Here is a 16,997-nt window from a genome sequence, read left to right as displayed (position 1 = left end):
TGGTAGCTCGTCGGGCTCATAACCCGAAGGTCGTCGGTTCAAATCCGGCCCCCGCAACCAATTTATTAGAATGCTGATAAACCGCAATGTGTTTCACAGATTGCGGTTTTTTTGTACCCGAAATCTTCCTTTGCTGAACTCACAGCACGTTTTTTATCTCCCTTCCCGCAAAGAAATCAATTATCGACCTGGCTACGTGTATACCGGTTTGCTGGTATGACTCAACGGTGGCGGCGGCAATATGTGGCGTTGTAATGATATTTTTGGCATGCAGCAGTGGACTAAATTGCGCCAGCGGTTCAGTGCTAAATACATCCAGCGCCGCAAAAACATTCCGTTCCTCAATAACCTGAAGTAAAGCCTCTTCATCCAGCAGTTTTCCCCTGGCGGCATTGATGATCAACGAGCCGTTACGCATCATCGACAAATATTTGTGGCTAATGAAGTTCTCCAGATCAGGAGAAAAAGGCAGAAGAATTATGATGACATGCGACTGCATGAAGATATCTTCAATCGATACAAACTGAACTCCAGCTTTGTCGGCGAGCTGATAATCAGGTTGTTTGTCAAAAGCTAAAAGCTCAACATCAAAGCCAGACAACCTTTTCGCCAGAGTTTTGCCAATATTGCCGTAGCCAATCAGACCAATACGTTTCCCTTGTAACTCGCAGCCATGCGACTCACCCCAATAACCATTTTGCATCGCATGATAACTACCGGGGATATTTCTCATGCTCGCAAAAATAAGACCAATGATAAATTCCGCGACCGCATTTGAATTAATCCCAACCGCATTATTGACCACAATACCTGATTGTCGTGTCGCGCGAAGATCAATATTATCTATCCCCGTCCCGAATCTCGATATTATTCTCACACCGGGCAGTAGTGATAGCGTGTCCGCCTGATAACAATCTTTTCCGGCAATGACCGCACAAATAGATTCTCGTAATACGGTGGATTCCGATTTAACCAGATGTTCAATATTGTTCTTAATAATAAGGTTAAAATGATTTTCTCTTAGCAGCTTGCAGGCAGAAACACAACGCGCTGAAAAGCTGGGAACGGTGACCAGAACGTTTTTCATAGCTGACACTCACTTCAATGAACGCCACCCCAAAAGATGGCGTGACCGGTTACTGTATTTATATTTTGAAATTATGAATTTGCTTTAATGCCGAGCGCACCTCCTGGATGATATAAGCCGAAATCAGCACGAGTAAATTTTTTCAATTCGGAGAGTGCAAGCGCTACCGCATCACCAACAACCAAAACGACTGTCGATGAACATGATGGCGCTAAACCTAAATTATCCGCCTCACTTTTGACGGGAATTTCAACGGATAAATCACAACTTATCGCAAGCGATGAGCGATGACTGCGGGTAAAAGAGATCAAATAATTACCCATTTTTTTCAGACTAGGCAATGTCGCCAGGATTTCCGCCGTCTCACCACTGTTTAAAATAAGAATAATAATATCGTCTTTAGCCACCATACCAAGATCGCCGTGTACGGCTTCAGTACCGTGAACGAAAAACGAGGGAGTTCCGGTGCTGGCAAATGTTGCGGCGAGTTTCCTGGCAATAATACCGGACTTGCCAACGCCAATAAAAACAACTTTCCCCTGACAAGATTGTAATACTTTAATTAAATTTGCAACTTCCGAAAGGGGGGAATCAATAACTTCTTCAACTGCTTTATGTTCGTTACGCATAAAATGTTTAATAAGATGGATAAGATCCGTATTGTTCATTTTTATTTTTCCTGATTAATATTTTTAATTACACTCGCAAGACGCGTAAGCCCCATATATAATTTTTCTCGACCGCAGGCCAGGTTCAGACGAAGGTAGCCCTCCCCCTCCGTTCCGTAGACATACCCCGCCATAATGCCCACTTTACCTTCATGAATTAATCGACTGTAGAATTCATCAAAGGGATAATCAATAGCAGAGCAATCAATCCACGAAAAATAGCAGCCTTCAGCGGGCCTCACGATCAATTCTGGAATGTTTTCATTCAGATACTGCTGGGTGAATTGAATGTTAGAGGCAATATGTGCCTTCAATGAATTTAACCATTCCTCACATTCGTTATAGGCAACAATCGTTGCAATTATATTCAGTACTGATGGGGAGTTTACGAAATCGCGATACCTCGATATCGTTCTGAACTTATGATTAAAATTCTCGTCAGTTGAAATCATATATGATCCTGTTAGCGCAGGAACATTAAATGTTTTTGATATCGAATTAAACACCACTATTTTTTCTTTTTTTATTTTAAGCGCGGATGTGAAACTACGATTAAAAACAAAATCACTATGAATTTCATCTGAACATAACCAGACATTATGTCTTACACAGCTTGCAGCGATTTTATGCAGATCTTCTTCCGACCAGACTGTTCCTGTCGGGTTATGAGGATTACATAATAATACCATCTTTGCGCTTTTAATCTTAAGATCAAAATCTTGCCAGTTGATAGCATAGCCCCCCTCATTTTTTATGATCAAAGAGGTTGTCAAAATATTTCGCTCGCTATGTTTAATTACATCAAAAAATGCGTTATAGACAGGTGTAAAAATGAGGATGTTATCACCACGCGATGTCAATAACTCTATTGCTTTAGCAATGGAGTACATCACACTGGGGCTATAGGTTATCCATTCAGGTTTAATGTTTGTTTGATATTGTTGATGATACCAGTTTACTATTGCATTCAGATATTCATCATGTTGCCAACGACTGTACCCTAAAATCGGGTGTTCCAGGCGTTTTTTTAATGCCCTGACGATAGCTTCCGGTATCGGAAGATCCATATCTGAAATAGAGAATGGTAATACATCTTTTACACCAAATCGGTCCTCACAAAAGTCCCATTGGGTACAATATGTTCCTTTGCGGGAAACAGGAGTATTAAAAAAGTCCATCAGCTTATCCCCATATAGTTATCCATATCCCGACGCAGGGCGATGACTTTAGTGCCAATAATGACTTGTAAGGTATTTTGATCAAGTTTAACAACCGCGATCCCGCCGGCTCTTTTTATTGCAGACTCGTCAATCAATCCCATATCTGCGATTGTTAAACGTAAACGAGTTACGCAATTATCCAATGATTTAATATTCTCTTTACCACCAAGCGCCTTAACCATCTGCTCCGCCGCTTGCAGCTCTGATTTATTAAGAGTTGGGATATCCGCTATAGCCGTATGTTCTTGAGCGTTCACCGTGACAGGACTGGACTCTTCACGTCCTACAGTCATCAGGTTAAATTTGAGAATGGTCCAACGGAACACAAAGTAATAAATAAAGAAATAGGCCACTTCGACACACACCGCGATTGGCCAACCTGTTCTTGTGCCACGCAATACGCCAAAGCTAATAAATTGAATCAGGTCGCCAGTAAATCCCATCTTCACGCCCATATATGGCAAGACCATGTTGGCGAATCCATTCATAAAGGCATGGAAGACAAACAGCAGCGGACTGACAAATAAGAACAAAAACTCAATCGGTTCGCTAACACCACCAATAATCACCGTAAGCACACCAGAAATGAGCAATGCTTTGATAGCTTTTCTATTTTGTGCATGGGCGGTGCGATACATCGCCAGCGCGGCACCAGCCAGACCATACTGGATCATCAGTTTGCCCTGTTCCATTTTCCCCGCCAAATCCAGCGGAATGACCGTATTCTCTTTGACGTACGCCATAAACATGTTCAGGGTGCCGTAATACTCTTCGCCGCCAATCACTGCCGAACCGCCGATTGGAGTAAAGCGGAAAACTGACGTCACCAGATGGTTTAAGCCAAAAGGAATCGTCACGCGTTCGGCAACTGCATAGAAGAAATAACCGACAGGACCGGAAGTTGATATCCAGTGGCCAATGAGCATGAAGAGATTGAAAAACGGCGGCCAGATAAAAGGGATGATCAGGCCAAATCCGCTCATCACAATCAGTGTAATGATAGGCACCAGACGCGGACCACTATAAAAACCTAATGATTCTGGAATGCGTAAGTTAACGATCTTCTTATACATGCTGGCGACTAATAACCCAGCAACAATCCCCCCCCAACACGCTGGTATTGTAGGACTGGATCCCCAGAATGATGGTTTGCCCATGTGTCGACATTTGGTCAGCAGCGACCAATAAGTCGTGCTGTTTAAGATAAAAGTTCGTTCCCAGATGCATTGCCATAAAACCAATTAAGCCAGAAAAAGCGCCATAGGCTTTATCCTCTTTCTCTTTTAATAATCCTAAGGGAATCGCTATCGCAAACAATACAGGTAAATTAACAAAGGCAAACAAACCAAGGCTAACAATGAAATCAAGTATGGTTTTAATTATTGGAATAGCCAGAAATGGAATTAACTTTGCCATATCATCACTGGCTAAACCACTTCCCAGCCCTAGCATCATGCCACATACACTTAGCAGAGCGATGGGATACATAAATGCCTTCCCCAGGCTCTGAAAAAAACTCCAGGCTTTCTTTTGTTTCATGCGGGTTATCTCATATAAATGTTATATATAATTAGTCCATTAATACTTTGGTGCGAATAGAGAGATATAATTTTTCTTCCAAAATCAATTCATATTTAAAAGTGGCGTACAGATACCTTTCAATTTCATGAATAGCGTGTTGCAACTGAATATCTTTCTCAAGAAACTGCTCATAGATATCACCAATATCTTTCTGTTTTATTTTTTCATTGCATAATACTCGACAAGAAAAATACTTAAGATGCATCATAAATCTTGAGTAGTTAAATGAACTCCTGTCCACCCTTCGGTTATAAACACCCTCGATAATCTCCGTAATTTTTTGAGACAACTCAATAATCCGTACCGATTCATAATCAATTGAGTTTTCATAGTTATTTAAAATATGTAATGCAATAAAACCAATCTCATCATCCGGAAGCTGAACGCTAAACTGATCATTGATGATGGTTAATGCATCCCGGCTTATAGCATATTCTGCTTTGTACAACGCTTTGATTTCTTCAAGGAAAGCATTATTAATTTGTATTCCGGCGGTGACTCGGGATATTGCATTCGAAATGTGATCGGCAAGAATAAGCAATAGCGATGGATTTAACTTTTTTTCAAGATTGTACTCCGCGTAGTGCACTATCTTTTCGGCGACAAACACATACTCAATATCCACATGTTCAATCAATTTATAGAGTTTATTTTTTTGCTCATTTCTGACATAAAAAATTCTGTTAGCAGGATGCTCAGGTACAGGCATGCCATATTTTTTGTTGTAACCGACGCCAGGTCCAGAAATGATAACCTCCTGTCCATTCATCGATGCCTGCACACAATTATTGTTCATGACTTTTTCGATGATCATTTCATGGCTCCAAAAAAAAAGGCAAGGCACGTCAGAAGTAATGATTACTTCAAACATTGCCTTGCCTGATTTAACAGTTACAAGATGACTAACTAATGCGTATACCTTACACGGGATTGTGTTTAATAAAAGAGACGCCAGACTTATTTTTCTGGCCAACTTTCAAATATTCGACAACAATCACAAAATCACTGTCTAATATTCATATCAATAATATTGACTCAATGAAACATAAACCCATTGAATAAATAAATTAAAACATCATCCCCTTCGCGCCAGCGTCGCCCCATCGGCAAAATACGCTTTAATACCCGCAAGAATAGACTCCGCAACTTCCTGCTGGAAAGTTGCCGTTTTCAATTTGCGCTCTTCTTCAACGTTACTGATAAACGCCGTTTCGACCAGAATGGATGGAATATCTGGCGCTTTCAGCACGGCAAACCCGGCCTGCTCAACCTGATTCTTATGCAGCTTGTTGATTTTACCCAGCTTATTTAGCACAGCCTTACCAAACTTTAGGCTGTCGGCAATGGTCAGCGACTGCACCATATCAAACATGGTGTGGTCGACATAGCGGTCGCCGCTTTTGCTCACGCCACCAATCAAGTCAGAGGCGTTCTGGGTTTGCGCCAGATATTTTGCCGCAGTACTGGTTGCGCCTTTGGTAGAGAGCGCAAACACCGAGGAACCGCTCGGCTGGCGACTGGTAAAGGCGTCGGCATGAATAGAGACAAACAAGTCAGCACGCTGTTTCTGTGCTTTTGCTACGCGCACTTGCAACGGAATGAAGATGTCTTCATTACGCGTCATGTAAACCTTCATATTGCCCTCTTTCTCGATCAGAGAGCGCAGACGGCGAGCTATTTGCAATACCACGTCTTTTTCGCGCGTTTTGTATTTCCCCACCGCGCCAGAGTCTTCGCCGCCGTGGCCAGGGTCAAGCATAATGACAATCGGACGATCGCGCCCTGCCTTGCCAGGCTGTGGGCCACTCTGTGCAGGCGGCACCTGCTTTTCGAGGTCGCCTTTATTGTAATCTTCCAGCAGTGCCAACAGTGGGTCCTGCATGTCCTGAGCATTGGCCGGATAAAGGTCCATCACCAGGCGTTCTTTAAACCCGGCGACCGGCGCGAGGGCAAACATCTGCGGTTTTACATTTTGCTTTAACTCAAAAACCATCCGCACGGTTTGCGGATCAAATTGGCCAACGCGTGCCGACTTGATGAACGGGTCGTCAGCGCGGATTTGCGCAGCCATCCCCTTGAGCACCGAGTTCAGGTTTACATCTTCGATATCCACCACCACGCGTTCAGGGTTACTCAACGCAAACTGCTTATATTTCAGCTGACGATTTGATTCTACCGTCACACGGGTATAGCTGGATGCAGGCCAGACGCGCACCGCCACGACCTGACTGACCGCAGCCAGACTCACCTGGCTTACGCTCAATAGCCACATGGCGCCCGCGCCTTGCAGTAAACGACGGCGGCTGATTGCAGTGTTGGATCCTGACATGCCTCTCCCGAGCAAAAGAAATCTAAGCTGTGTAACAAGTAAACGACCAATTTGACCGGAAACTTTAGCGAAAGACGCATAATCTGTCATCTATAAAAAGGTAAACATTCTATTTATATTCACGGTATTACTGATAAAAAAGTCGCTCCCGCATAAAATTCGCACTTGCACACGGCGAAAAAACAGAATAAAAATACAGTAATTTCGAATAATCATGCAAAGAGGTGTGCCGTGGTAAAGGAACGTAAAACCGAGCTGGTCGAGGGATTCCGCCATTCGGTTCCCTATATCAATACCCACCGGGGAAAAACGTTTGTCATCATGCTCGGCGGAGAAGCCATTGAGCATGAAAATTTCTCCAGTATTGTCAATGACATTGGGTTATTGCATAGCCTCGGCATTCGTCTGGTGGTGGTTTATGGCGCACGTCCCCAGATCGACGCAAATCTGGCAGCGCATCACCATGAGCCGCTATATCACAAGAATACGCGCGTGACCGACGCCAAAACGCTGGAGCTGGTGAAGCAGGCTGCGGGTACGTTACAGCTGGATATTACCGCTCGCCTGTCAATGAGCCTCAACAACACGCCATTGCAAGGCGCGCATATCAACGTCGTCAGCGGCAATTTTATTATTGCCCAGCCGCTGGGCGTAGATGATGGTGTGGATTACTGCCATAGCGGGCGCATCCGGCGGATTGATGAAGAAGCGATTCATCGCCAACTGGACAGCGGTGCGATTGTACTGATGGGGCCGGTGGCGGTTTCGGTCACTGGCGAGAGCTTTAACCTGACCTCGGAAGAGATTGCCACTCAGCTGGCCATCAAACTGAAAGCCGAGAAGATGATAGGTTTTTGCTCTTCGCAAGGTGTCACCAATGACGATGGCGATATTGTCTCCGAACTTTTCCCTAACGAGGCGCAAGCGCGGGTAGAAGCCCAGGAAGAGAAAGGCGATTACAACTCTGGTACGGTGCGCTTTTTGCGAGGCGCGGTGAAAGCCTGTCGCAGCGGCGTACGTCGCTGTCATTTAATCAGTTATCAGGAAGACGGCGCGCTGTTGCAAGAGCTGTTCTCACGCGACGGTATCGGTACACAGATTGTGATGGAAAGCGCCGAGCAGATTCGTCGCGCAACAATCAACGATATTGGCGGCATTCTGGAGTTGATCCGTCCACTTGAGCAGCAGGGTATTCTGGTGCGTCGTTCTCGCGAACAACTGGAGATGGAAATCGATAAATTCACTATTATTCAGCGCGATAACACGACTATTGCCTGCGCAGCACTCTATCCATTCCCGGAAGAGAAGATAGGTGAAATGGCGTGCGTGGCTGTACATCCGGATTACCGCAGTTCATCAAGGGGCGAAGTTTTGCTGGAACGCATAGCGGCCCAGGCGAAGCAAAGCGGCTTAAGCAAATTGTTTGTACTGACCACGCGCAGTATTCACTGGTTCCAGGAACGTGGATTTACCCCGGTGGATATTGATTTGCTGCCGGAGAGCAAAAAGCAGTTGTATAACTACCAGCGTAAATCCAAAGTGTTGATGGCGGATTTGGGATAAGCGATGGAAATCGCCGGATGCGGCGTGAACGCCTTATCCAACCTACGCAGCACTCCATAGGCATAATAAGACGCGCCAGCATCGCATCAGGCATTGGCACTCATCGTCGGATGCGGCGTGAACGCCTTATCCGACCTACGCAGCACTCCGTAGGCATGATAAGACGCGCCAGCATCGCATCAGGCATTGGCACTCATCGCCGGATGCGGCGTGAACACCTTATCCGACCTACGCAGCACACCGTAGGCATGATAAGACGCGCCAGCGTCGCATCAGGCATTTACGTTCACTCCCGCGCACCAAACAACGCTGCCAGCCCGCTACGCCGCTCGGTGCGCGTGGCGATTGCCGCACTTAAAATGCGTTCATCGGCATACAATGACAAACGTCGACGCGCGCGTGTCACTGCGGTGTAAACCAGCTCTCGCGTTACTACCGGCGTGCGTTGGCTCGGTAAAATCAACGCCGCATGGTCGAACTCCGATCCCTGCGATTTATGTACCGTCATCGCCCACGTAGTTTCGTGCTCCGGCAAGCGACTCGGTTGCACTGACTTGATATTGCCATCCGGCATCGCAAACCAGACGCGCGTCCCCTGCCCGCGATCCAGCGCAATACCGATATCGCCATTAAACAACCCAAGCGCGCTGTCATTGCGGGCAATCATCACTGGCCTGCCTTCGTACCAGCGTGAGTGCAGATGCCGATGGATTTTGCGCTTCTGTTGCATAAACTGCTCAATTCGCTCATTCAGTCCAGCCACGCCAAATGGACCTTCCCGCAGGGCGCACAAAAGCTGGTACTCATTAAACGCCTGAATGATTAAATCCGGCTCGGCACGCGCTTGCAGCAGATCCAGATAACGTCCGTAACCGGCAAGAGCTTCCTCAAGCATCGCAATATAATCTTCGCCGCTCTGTAAAAGCCGTTTTTCGATGTCAGTAAAATCCTGCTGAAAAACCGTTTTCATTGCCGTTTTATCGCCGCGATTGATAGCCGCAGCTAACTGACCAATGCCAGAGTTGCTGCCGAAACGGTAACTTTTTTGCAGCAGGCAGAGACTGTCGCGCAGTGATGCCGCTTCTGTGCCGCTTCCCGCTGGAACGTGACTTCCTGTTAAGCGACTTAACTGCCCGGCGCGCTCTGCGGTAAAGCCCGCATTGGCATAAGCGCAGATATCCCCCAGCACAGCTCCAGCCTCAACGGAGGCCAGTTGATCACGATCGCCGAGGAAGATCACTCGCGCATGATCGGGCAAGGCATCGATCAACCGCGACATCATAGGCAGATCGATCATTGACGCTTCATCCACCACCAGCACATCAAGATGCAGCGGGTTACCCGCATGGTGGCGTAAACGCTGACTACCCGGCTGCGCGCCCAGGAGGCGGTGCAAGGTACTGGCATCTTCCGGTATGCGTTTCTTTTGTTCATCGGTCAGCGGTAACTGGCGCAAAGCTTTGCCAAGCGATTCGGTTAAGCGCGCAGCAGCTTTCCCCGTTGGCGCGGCCAGGCGGATACGACAGCGTTCACCGTCGGCCATCTGAATTAACGCTGCTAACAACTTCGCCACGGTCGTCGTTTTACCTGTGCCGGGGCCGCCGGAAATTACCGAAATGCGCCGCGTCAGCGCCACTGCTGCCGCCACTTTTTGCCAGTTAATCTCATCACCTGGCGGGAAGAGTTTATCCAGCGTTTGCTTCAGCAACGTCTCATCCACCTCAATGGCATGATTCACTTCGTTGAAAAAGCGTGCCACTGTGCGCTCATTACACCACATGCGATTCAGATAAAGGCGATCGCCACAGAGGATCATCGGCGTTGGCTCATCTCCCCGGCTGACCGCTTGTGAAGCCAGCAAGCACTCTTCCCAATTTTGTAGCTCACCGATTTCACTGACACAGGTCGCCAACAGCGGATGCGAGGCTTCGTTATTTTCCAGTCGTGAAAGCGGCAAACAGACGTGCCCTTCTCCGGCGTCGTGGCTTAACAGTGCCGCCGCAAGGGTGACTGCAGGATGTTCATCTCCCGCCACGGTCAGGGCAAACTGCACGTCCAGCGGGCGTAGCTGTTTGTGCTCCACAGCTTCCAGTAATTGCTTTTGCAATTTCATCACGCCTCCTCCAGGGTCATACCGGCAAACATCTCATCCATCAGGGCAATCAACCCGGCGTTGGGTCGGGTCGCGTAGATCCCTTGTTGCGGATGTTCTTTATCAACGCCACGCAGAAACAGATAGATAACGCCGCCAAAGTGGCGTTCATAGTCGTAATCAGCAATGCGATGGCGCAGATAACGGTGCAGCGCCAGGGTATAAAGCTGATATTGCAGATCATAGCGGTGTGCCTGCATCGCCGCTGCCATAGCCTGTTGGGTGTAAGCCGAACTGTCTTCACCCAACCAGTTGGATTTATAGTCGAGCAGGTAATAACGCCCTTCGTGGCGAAACACCAGGTCAATAAAACCTTTTAACATGCCGCGTACCTGCATGAACTCCAGCGGCGGGCAGCCTGCGGATAGCGGGTCAAACTGGCGGATTAACGTATCAAGCTGACTGGCGATAAGCGGCTCGCTAATCGGCAGGTAAAACTCCATCTCCACCTGTTTATCACGGGCGGAAAGCTGACTCAGAGTAACGCCGGTTTCATTGAGCGGCGCCTGAAGAATAGCGCTGATCCACTCGGTTAACACCGGTTCCCAGTGCGCTTCAAAACCACCAAGTTCCAGTTTTTCCCGCATCCAGTTCGGGTCAATCGGCTGGGTAAAATCCAGGTCTTCAAACAAACTGTGCAAGAACGTCCCCGGTGACGCACCGCGCGGGAACTGATGCGGTGTTAACGTCGCTTCTTCAACGACGCTGGCAACGCCTGCGGCATCGACATCCAGCCGAGGCATCAAATCCTGGGCGATACCGTGACTACGCTGTTGCAAACCGGAGTAGCTGGTAACGCGCCAGTTATCGCCGGGCAATCGTTGTAATGTCCTGGCATTCAGTTCAGCAGTTAAAGCATCATTAACCTGCCATGGCTGGTTAGCGCCAGTTTGTGCCGTTTGCCAGGCAATATCCTTATCACACAATGCTTCAATACAGGCACGAAGCCCTGCCGCATCTTGCGGTTCCCCTTTTTGCAGCAAGCGCCCGAGCGCACTTTGATGAACGTCGGTGTCACCTTTTTTATCGCCACGACGGCGCACCAGCGGCGCAACACCGAGACTGCAGTGCCAGACCGAACGCGTGAGCGCCACGTAAAGCAAACGCAGATCTTCAGCCAGACGCTCGGCTTCAGCGAGATCCACGCTTTCTGGCGCAGAGTTAAGATCCAGAACAGCTTCAAACGAGCCTCGATCGTGATAGAACGCCTGATCCTGTACACGGAAATTGGTGATAAACGGCAGCCAGACCAGCGGATATTCCAGCCCTTTCGATTTGTGGATCGTGACGATCTGCACCAGATATTTGTCGCTTTCGAGACGCATTTGTTGGCTGGAGGCATTACTGTCGGGTTCGAGGATATGTTGCGATAACCAGCGTACCAGCGCATGTTCACTTTCCAGCTGCGTTCCAGCTTCTTGTAGCAGTTCGCTGATATGCAAGATGTCAGTAAGACGCCGCTCGCCACCTGCCGTTGCCAGCAGGTTTTCTGCAATGTTGCGCGCCGACATCAGCGCCCGCAGCATTGGCATGACGCCGCGTTTGCGCCAGATTTGCCGATAACCATCGAACTCTTCGACCACCGCGTCCCACGCATTTTCGTCATTGTTCAGCGTTTCGATATCCAGTGCGTTCAGCCCCATCATTGACGTTGCCAGCGCACTACGCAGGGTGTTCTCTCGTTCGGGCGTCATCACCGCCTGCAACAGCCAAAGCATCTCCTGCGCTTCCAGAGTTTCAAAAACACTGTCGCGGTTCGAAAGGTAAACGGAAGGGATTTCCAGCAGCGTTAAGGCATCGCGCACCTGGGCGGCCTCCTGGCGGCTGCGCACCAGCACACTGATGTCCGAAGCGCGTACCGGACGAGCATCATCGCCGTTCATCAGCAACGCTTCGCCCCGCTGCCCGGCCTGTAACCAGTCGCGGATTTGCGCGGCACATACCTGTGCCATGGTACTTTGATAATCGCCAACGCCGCAGCTTTCGCCTTCCATCAACCACATTTTCATCGCCGGCTGCGTTTCTCCTTTAAATACAAAACGCAGTGCCTGATTTTTCCCGGCTGATTTCACTGGGATAAACGGTATTTCGCGAAACATGAAAGCGTCATCAGTCTGGCTGAATAGCTTATTTACGCTGTTCACCATTCCCGGTGCGGAACGCCAGTTGGTATCTAAGGTGTAGTGCGCGTGAACTTCGCTGCGCGCCTTCATGTAGGTGAAGATATCCGCACCACGGAATGCATAAATGGCCTGTTTCGGGTCACCTATCAGCAACAATGCGGTTTCCGGCTGATGGTGCCAGATACGGCGAAAAATCCGGTACTGCTGCGGGTCTGTGTCCTGAAATTCGTCGATCATTGCCACCGGGAATCGCGTACGGATCGCTGTCGCCAGAGCCTCACCGCTTTCGCTACGCAGCGCGGAATCGAGCCGGCTTAACATGTCGTCAAACCCCAGTTCGCCACGGCGACGTTTTTCACGCGCTACCGTTTCGCGGATCTCAGCCAACGCGCGGGTGATCACCAGATCGCGGATCGACAATGGTTCTGCAAGCAGTTGATCGATCACCTCAAACAGCGGATGGCGCGGCGTCTCGCCCCCCGCTTTCGTGCGATCTTCTAAGAAACTCTGAGAGAATTTTTCCAGCGACTCCGGTAACTGATAACTGTTTGTCTCTTCTTCTGCCCAGGCACTGATCTTGTCTATCCATTTAGCCTGATTGCTACGGTTAAACTTGCGGCGATCAATACCAGAAGATTCGATCAGTGCATCCAGTTCGCCCACCGCATCACGCCACTGCTGTTTTACGCCATCGATACGCGCCACAATTTGCGCGTGGCGGGAAGCCAGCGTTTCATCATCGGGCGGCGGTGCTTTGATAACCGGCGCTTCCCCTTGCAGATAACGATTAATATCGCGCAGCAACGCCTGCGGCCCTTTCCAGGTTTCAAAGACTACCTGGGCAATTTCACGCGGCAGCGGGTAGCAATGGCGACGCCAGAAATCGGCGCAGGCCTGGTAGCGCAGTAGCGATTCATCTTCAATCAATTGCTGCTCAAACAACATGCCGGATTCAAAGGCATTCAGGTTGAGCATACGCTGGCAAAAACCGTGAATGGTAAAGACTGCCGCTTCGTCCATCTGCCGTTCGGCTAACAGCAACCACTGCGCGGCCTGTGCTTTATCGTCGATCTCTTCCAGAAGGCGCGCGTAAAGAGGGTTGTCGGTGGTTTCACGCAAACAGGCGATGCGCAACTCGTGGATATTGCTACGGATACGACCGCGCAATTCTGCGGTGGCAGCCTCGGTAAAGGTCACCACCAGCAGTTCTTCAACGGTCAGCAGGCGGGGAAAGGCGGCAGAACCGCCTAGTCCAAGTAACAGGCGCAAATAGAGCGCCGCAATCGTAAAGGTTTTGCCTGTGCCGGCAGAGGCTTCAATCAGGCGCTCGCCCAGTAAGGGCAAGCGCAAAGGATCTAGTGTCTCGGCGACATCACTCATTCTTTTCACTCATCAGGGGCATTGTTTGCTGCAACGCGCTGACGTTCTCCCACACTTTCCAGCCTTCAGGGTGTACATATTCTGCTTTCCCATTCTGGCTGCCGGAAATCTGCGACAGGATAGCCATGCCTTGCGGCTCGACTACCGCCTGATGGAAGAAATCGGCCAGTTTTTGCGGCGTCAGCAGTTTAATCTGTGCCACGATTTTATCACGCGAATCGAAGCGCATATTGCCGCGATCGAAATCTTTACTTAACTTCGATGCCTCTTCGCCGAGTGTTTGCGGTGCCTGCAGCATCTGGGTAATAACCGCCTGCTGGATTTGCGCAAACTCTTCTGGCTTCATCGCCCGCAGTTTCGCTTCTGCTGTCGGGAAAAAGGCCTTGTAACGCTCCCACAGGTACGATGGTTGTTTTTCGTTGCTTTGCAGCAGGAAGCCCATGCCCCACTGACGCCCTACGCTCATTGGGAACGCGAACACGGCATAGCCCAGCTGTTCTTCGGTACGCAACTGATTATAGAACCACGGCTGTACAATCTGCGCCAACAGAGAACTGTAGGCTGAACTGGTGTATTCATCGTAGCCGGTTGGTACAAATACCGCTGCCAGTGCGGAGTCGGTGCTGTTACCGGCTTTTTCAAAGATGACGGATTGTTTTTTATCGACCAGTACATCTTTGTTACGACACCACTCTGAACCATCAGCCCCTAACTGTTTTTGCACATCACGTGCCAGTGTTGTTGCCTGGTCTTCGGTCATGTTGCCAATAACCATAAACTCTGGTCGGGCCCCTGATTTTAAGGCGTCACGATAGGCCAGCACCTCTTTCAACGTGATGGAAGGCAAAATTTTGCGCCGTTCATCACGCGAGAAGTAAGGCACCTGGGAAAGCATCTGTGCGGGCATAATCGCCTGCTCAAACGCTTTGCCCTTTTCTGCGGAATCCATCATCTGGTTATACCAGGATTTCGCCTGCTCAAGCTGATCTTCCGTAGCGGTATAGCTAAAGTACCCCTCGAGCAATGCCTGAAACAGCTGCGGCAGACGCTGGGTGTAACCATTAGCATTAACCATAAGGCCGTTGTTAGCGTTGGTGGAAAAACTAATACCGCCAACCGACGCCTGGTTGCTTAACTGATCAAGCGCCAGCCCTGCGAGATAATCATTAAGCGCAAACATTACCTGATTACGGGCGCTGTCCATGGCTTTCGGGTTACGCAAAATCAGGCTGACATCGGCTTTTGGCTCGCTGGCAAAATAACGGCTCGGCGCATACACCACACGCAGGTTCGATTCATCCACAATCAACTCTGGATGGTCGTATTTCTTCTCTGTCTTAATCAGCGAGAAATCGTCAGGAATATAGGGGTTAAGCTCCGGCAAAGAGAGCGCTATGTCGGCGGCTTTCTTCTGCCAGTCAGCGAAAGTTTGTTCGCTGATTTTATCGACCTGATACGGCGCATCGACAAAGTAAGCTGTTTTGTTGTGCGGCTCTTTCGGGCTGATATACCAGATACGCGCGTTCTGCGGCGTCATCATCGCCAGACGTTCTTTTACTGCTTTTGCATCGTACTGATCGGCAATATTGACCGCATCCAGCGTATGCTCAACAGGAACGCGAATCATGGTATCCGCCAGCCATTCGACATAATCCATATCGCGGGTGATCGACGGATAGCGGAAGTCGATATCCAGCACATTCGCCAGTTCATCGAAGTATTGTTTATCAATGCCTTTTTCACGTAACAGATTGAGATAGCTAAAAATTGCCGCCACAACCTGATCACGATTAGCCAGACCTTTATCGGTTAAAGAGGCAGAGATCGCTAAAACGCCGCTGTTGCCGTTGACGATAGGATCGGAGTTGGCGCTAATGCCCTCAACTAATCCCTGTTTTTGCAGCCAGTCAGAAAGCGTTCCAGGGCTGCGATTGCCAATCAGATAGGTAATCAATTCATCGGTTTTACTACGGAATTTCGCCGAGTTGTTATCAATACGAAACTCGACGCGCAGCACTTTACGCGGCAGCGCCGGAACATAATGAATGATAATGCCCTTTTGCGCGTCGGTGACTACCGGCACGGTGATTTCCGGTTTTTTGCTCTCTTTGTTCGGCACGCGACCGAAGGTATCCGCCGCCATTTTTGCCAACTCCGGCAGCGGTTTATTGCTGTAAATAACCGCCTTCATCAGATTGGCAGAATAGTACTTCTCGTGGAAATCTTTCAGCGCCTGCTGCACAGGGTTACCAGGTTTGTCGCTTAAAGTTTCGAGGTTACCGCCAGAAAACTTTGAACCGGGGTGTGCCGGGTTAATGGTTTCTGCGCTGACCTGCGCCATGCGCATCCCGTCACGCGTACGCGCCATGGTTAATTCGGCATTCACCGCATTACGCTCACGTTCGGCGTATTTCTTGTCGAGCAAGGGGTCAGCGATAGCATCGGCCAGGCGGTCTACCGCACCGGGCAAGGCGTCGTTCTCAACTTCCAGATAGAAAGCCGTGCGATACGGCGCAGTGCTGGCATTGTGACTGCCGCCGTGCATTTTGAGATATTCGGCCAGGCTATCAGCCTGCGGGTACTTTTTCGACCCCATCAGACTCATGTGTTCAAGGTAATGCGCCAGCCCCTGATAAGCCTTGGGATCTTCCAGCGATCCAACAGGCACCACCAGCGCCGAGAGCGATTTAACCGCCTGCGGGTCAGAAACCAGCAAGACCACCATACCGTTATCCAGACGTACGGCCTGATACTGGCGGTTATCTTTATCACTTTTACGGATGGTTTCCTGAATCGGCTGCCATCCCGTTTCTGCCTGACTTAAGGGAACCCAGAGGGCAACAAACAACAATAATGCTTTGAACCAGGTGCTGCGGGGCATTCACGGACCTCAT

9 protein-coding genes and 1 pseudogene are annotated in these 16,997 nt (G+C 49.2%); 1 reads left to right on the top strand and 9 read right to left on the bottom strand.

The genetic code is table 11. The annotated features are described in order from the left end of the window. Positions 1-139: 139 nt before the first annotated feature. The 6 genes and pseudogenes from A9180_RS17435 to amiC all read right to left on the bottom strand — a co-directional run bounded on the left by A9180_RS17435 (position 140) and on the right by amiC (position 6,885). Entirely contained in the window at positions 140-1,087 is a 948-nt protein-coding gene (locus A9180_RS17435) for a phosphoglycerate dehydrogenase (protein WP_064529849.1), read from the bottom strand. A 71-nt stretch (positions 1,088-1,158) separates the two neighbouring features. After that, a complete protein-coding gene (locus A9180_RS17430; RefSeq protein WP_064529848.1) occupies positions 1,159-1,755 on the bottom strand; it encodes an SIS domain-containing protein in 597 nt (198 codons plus the stop codon). A 2-nt stretch (positions 1,756-1,757) separates the two neighbouring features. Continuing rightward, positions 1,758-2,933, bottom strand: coding sequence for a MalY/PatB family protein (locus tag A9180_RS17425; protein WP_064529847.1), 1,176 nt, complete (start codon positions 2,931-2,933; stop codon positions 1,758-1,760). After that, positions 2,933-4,514 (bottom strand): annotated as a pseudogene (locus A9180_RS17420) (PTS transporter subunit EIIC). The gene A9180_RS17425 and the pseudogene A9180_RS17420 overlap by 1 nt, the downstream one beginning before the upstream one ends. A gap of 31 nt (positions 4,515-4,545) precedes the next feature. Beyond that, entirely contained in the window at positions 4,546-5,370 is an 825-nt protein-coding gene (locus A9180_RS17415) for a PRD domain-containing protein (protein ID WP_064529880.1), read from the bottom strand. Positions 5,371-5,631: 261 nt separating this feature from the next. Then, positions 5,632-6,885 (bottom strand): N-acetylmuramoyl-L-alanine amidase AmiC, encoded by a 1,254-nt coding sequence (gene amiC / locus A9180_RS17410; protein WP_044189882.1) that lies wholly within the window; start codon positions 6,883-6,885, stop codon positions 5,632-5,634. Positions 6,886-7,116: 231 nt separating this feature from the next. Here amiC and argA point away from each other — a divergent pair, with 231 nt between their 5' ends. After that, the gene (gene argA, locus A9180_RS17405; RefSeq protein ID WP_064529846.1) at positions 7,117-8,448 is read left to right on the top strand and encodes an amino-acid N-acetyltransferase; all 1,332 of its coding nucleotides are present in this window, start codon (positions 7,117-7,119) and stop codon (positions 8,446-8,448) included. Between the two features lie 286 nt (positions 8,449-8,734). On the opposite strand, the gene recD is transcribed toward argA, so the two are convergent. Genes recD through ptrA form a run of 3 tightly spaced genes read right to left on the bottom strand, consistent with a single transcriptional unit; the run spans position 8,735 to position 16,984 of the window. Continuing rightward, complete coding sequence (recD, locus tag A9180_RS17400; protein WP_064529845.1) at positions 8,735-10,561, bottom strand: exodeoxyribonuclease V subunit alpha; 1,827 nt, start codon at positions 10,559-10,561, stop codon at positions 8,735-8,737. Further along, the gene (recB, locus tag A9180_RS17395; protein WP_064529844.1) at positions 10,561-14,103 is read right to left on the bottom strand and encodes an exodeoxyribonuclease V subunit beta; all 3,543 of its coding nucleotides are present in this window, start codon (positions 14,101-14,103) and stop codon (positions 10,561-10,563) included. The genes recD and recB overlap by 1 nt, the downstream gene beginning before the upstream one ends. Beyond that, positions 14,096-16,984 carry a pitrilysin gene (gene ptrA, locus A9180_RS17390; RefSeq protein WP_064529843.1) on the bottom strand — a complete coding sequence of 963 codons (2,889 nt, stop codon included), beginning with the start codon at positions 16,982-16,984 and terminating at the stop codon, positions 14,096-14,098. Before ptrA ends, recB begins: the two co-directional genes overlap by 8 nt. Positions 16,985-16,997: the final 13 nt, after the last annotated feature.

It is taken from the genome of Escherichia sp. B1147 (genome assembly GCF_001660175.1).
GTDB lineage: Bacteria > Pseudomonadota > Gammaproteobacteria > Enterobacterales > Enterobacteriaceae > Escherichia > Escherichia whittamii.
The sequence above is the reverse complement of the archived record's forward strand: the minus strand, read 5'-3'. Positions and strand labels throughout refer to the sequence as shown.

Coding starts and splice junctions, on each gene's coding strand:
- A9180_RS17435 (WP_064529849.1), bottom strand. CDS start 1,087: ATGAAAAACGTTCTGGTCACCGTTCCCAGCTTTTCAGCGCGTTGTGTT.
- A9180_RS17430 (WP_064529848.1), bottom strand. CDS start 1,755: ATGAACAATACGGATCTTATCCATCTTATTAAACATTTTATGCGTAAC.
- A9180_RS17425 (WP_064529847.1), bottom strand. CDS start 2,933: ATGGACTTTTTTAATACTCCTGTTTCCCGCAAAGGAACATATTGTACC.
- A9180_RS17415 (WP_064529880.1), bottom strand. CDS start 5,370: ATGATCATCGAAAAAGTCATGAACAATAATTGTGTGCAGGCATCGATG.
- amiC (WP_044189882.1), bottom strand. CDS start 6,885: ATGTCAGGATCCAACACTGCAATCAGCCGCCGTCGTTTACTGCAAGGC.
- recD (WP_064529845.1), bottom strand. CDS start 10,561: ATGAAATTGCAAAAGCAATTACTGGAAGCTGTGGAGCACAAACAGCTA.
- recB (WP_064529844.1), bottom strand. CDS start 14,103: ATGAGTGATGTCGCCGAGACACTAGATCCTTTGCGCTTGCCCTTACTG.
- ptrA (WP_064529843.1), bottom strand. CDS start 16,984: ATGCCCCGCAGCACCTGGTTCAAAGCATTATTGTTGTTTGTTGCCCTC.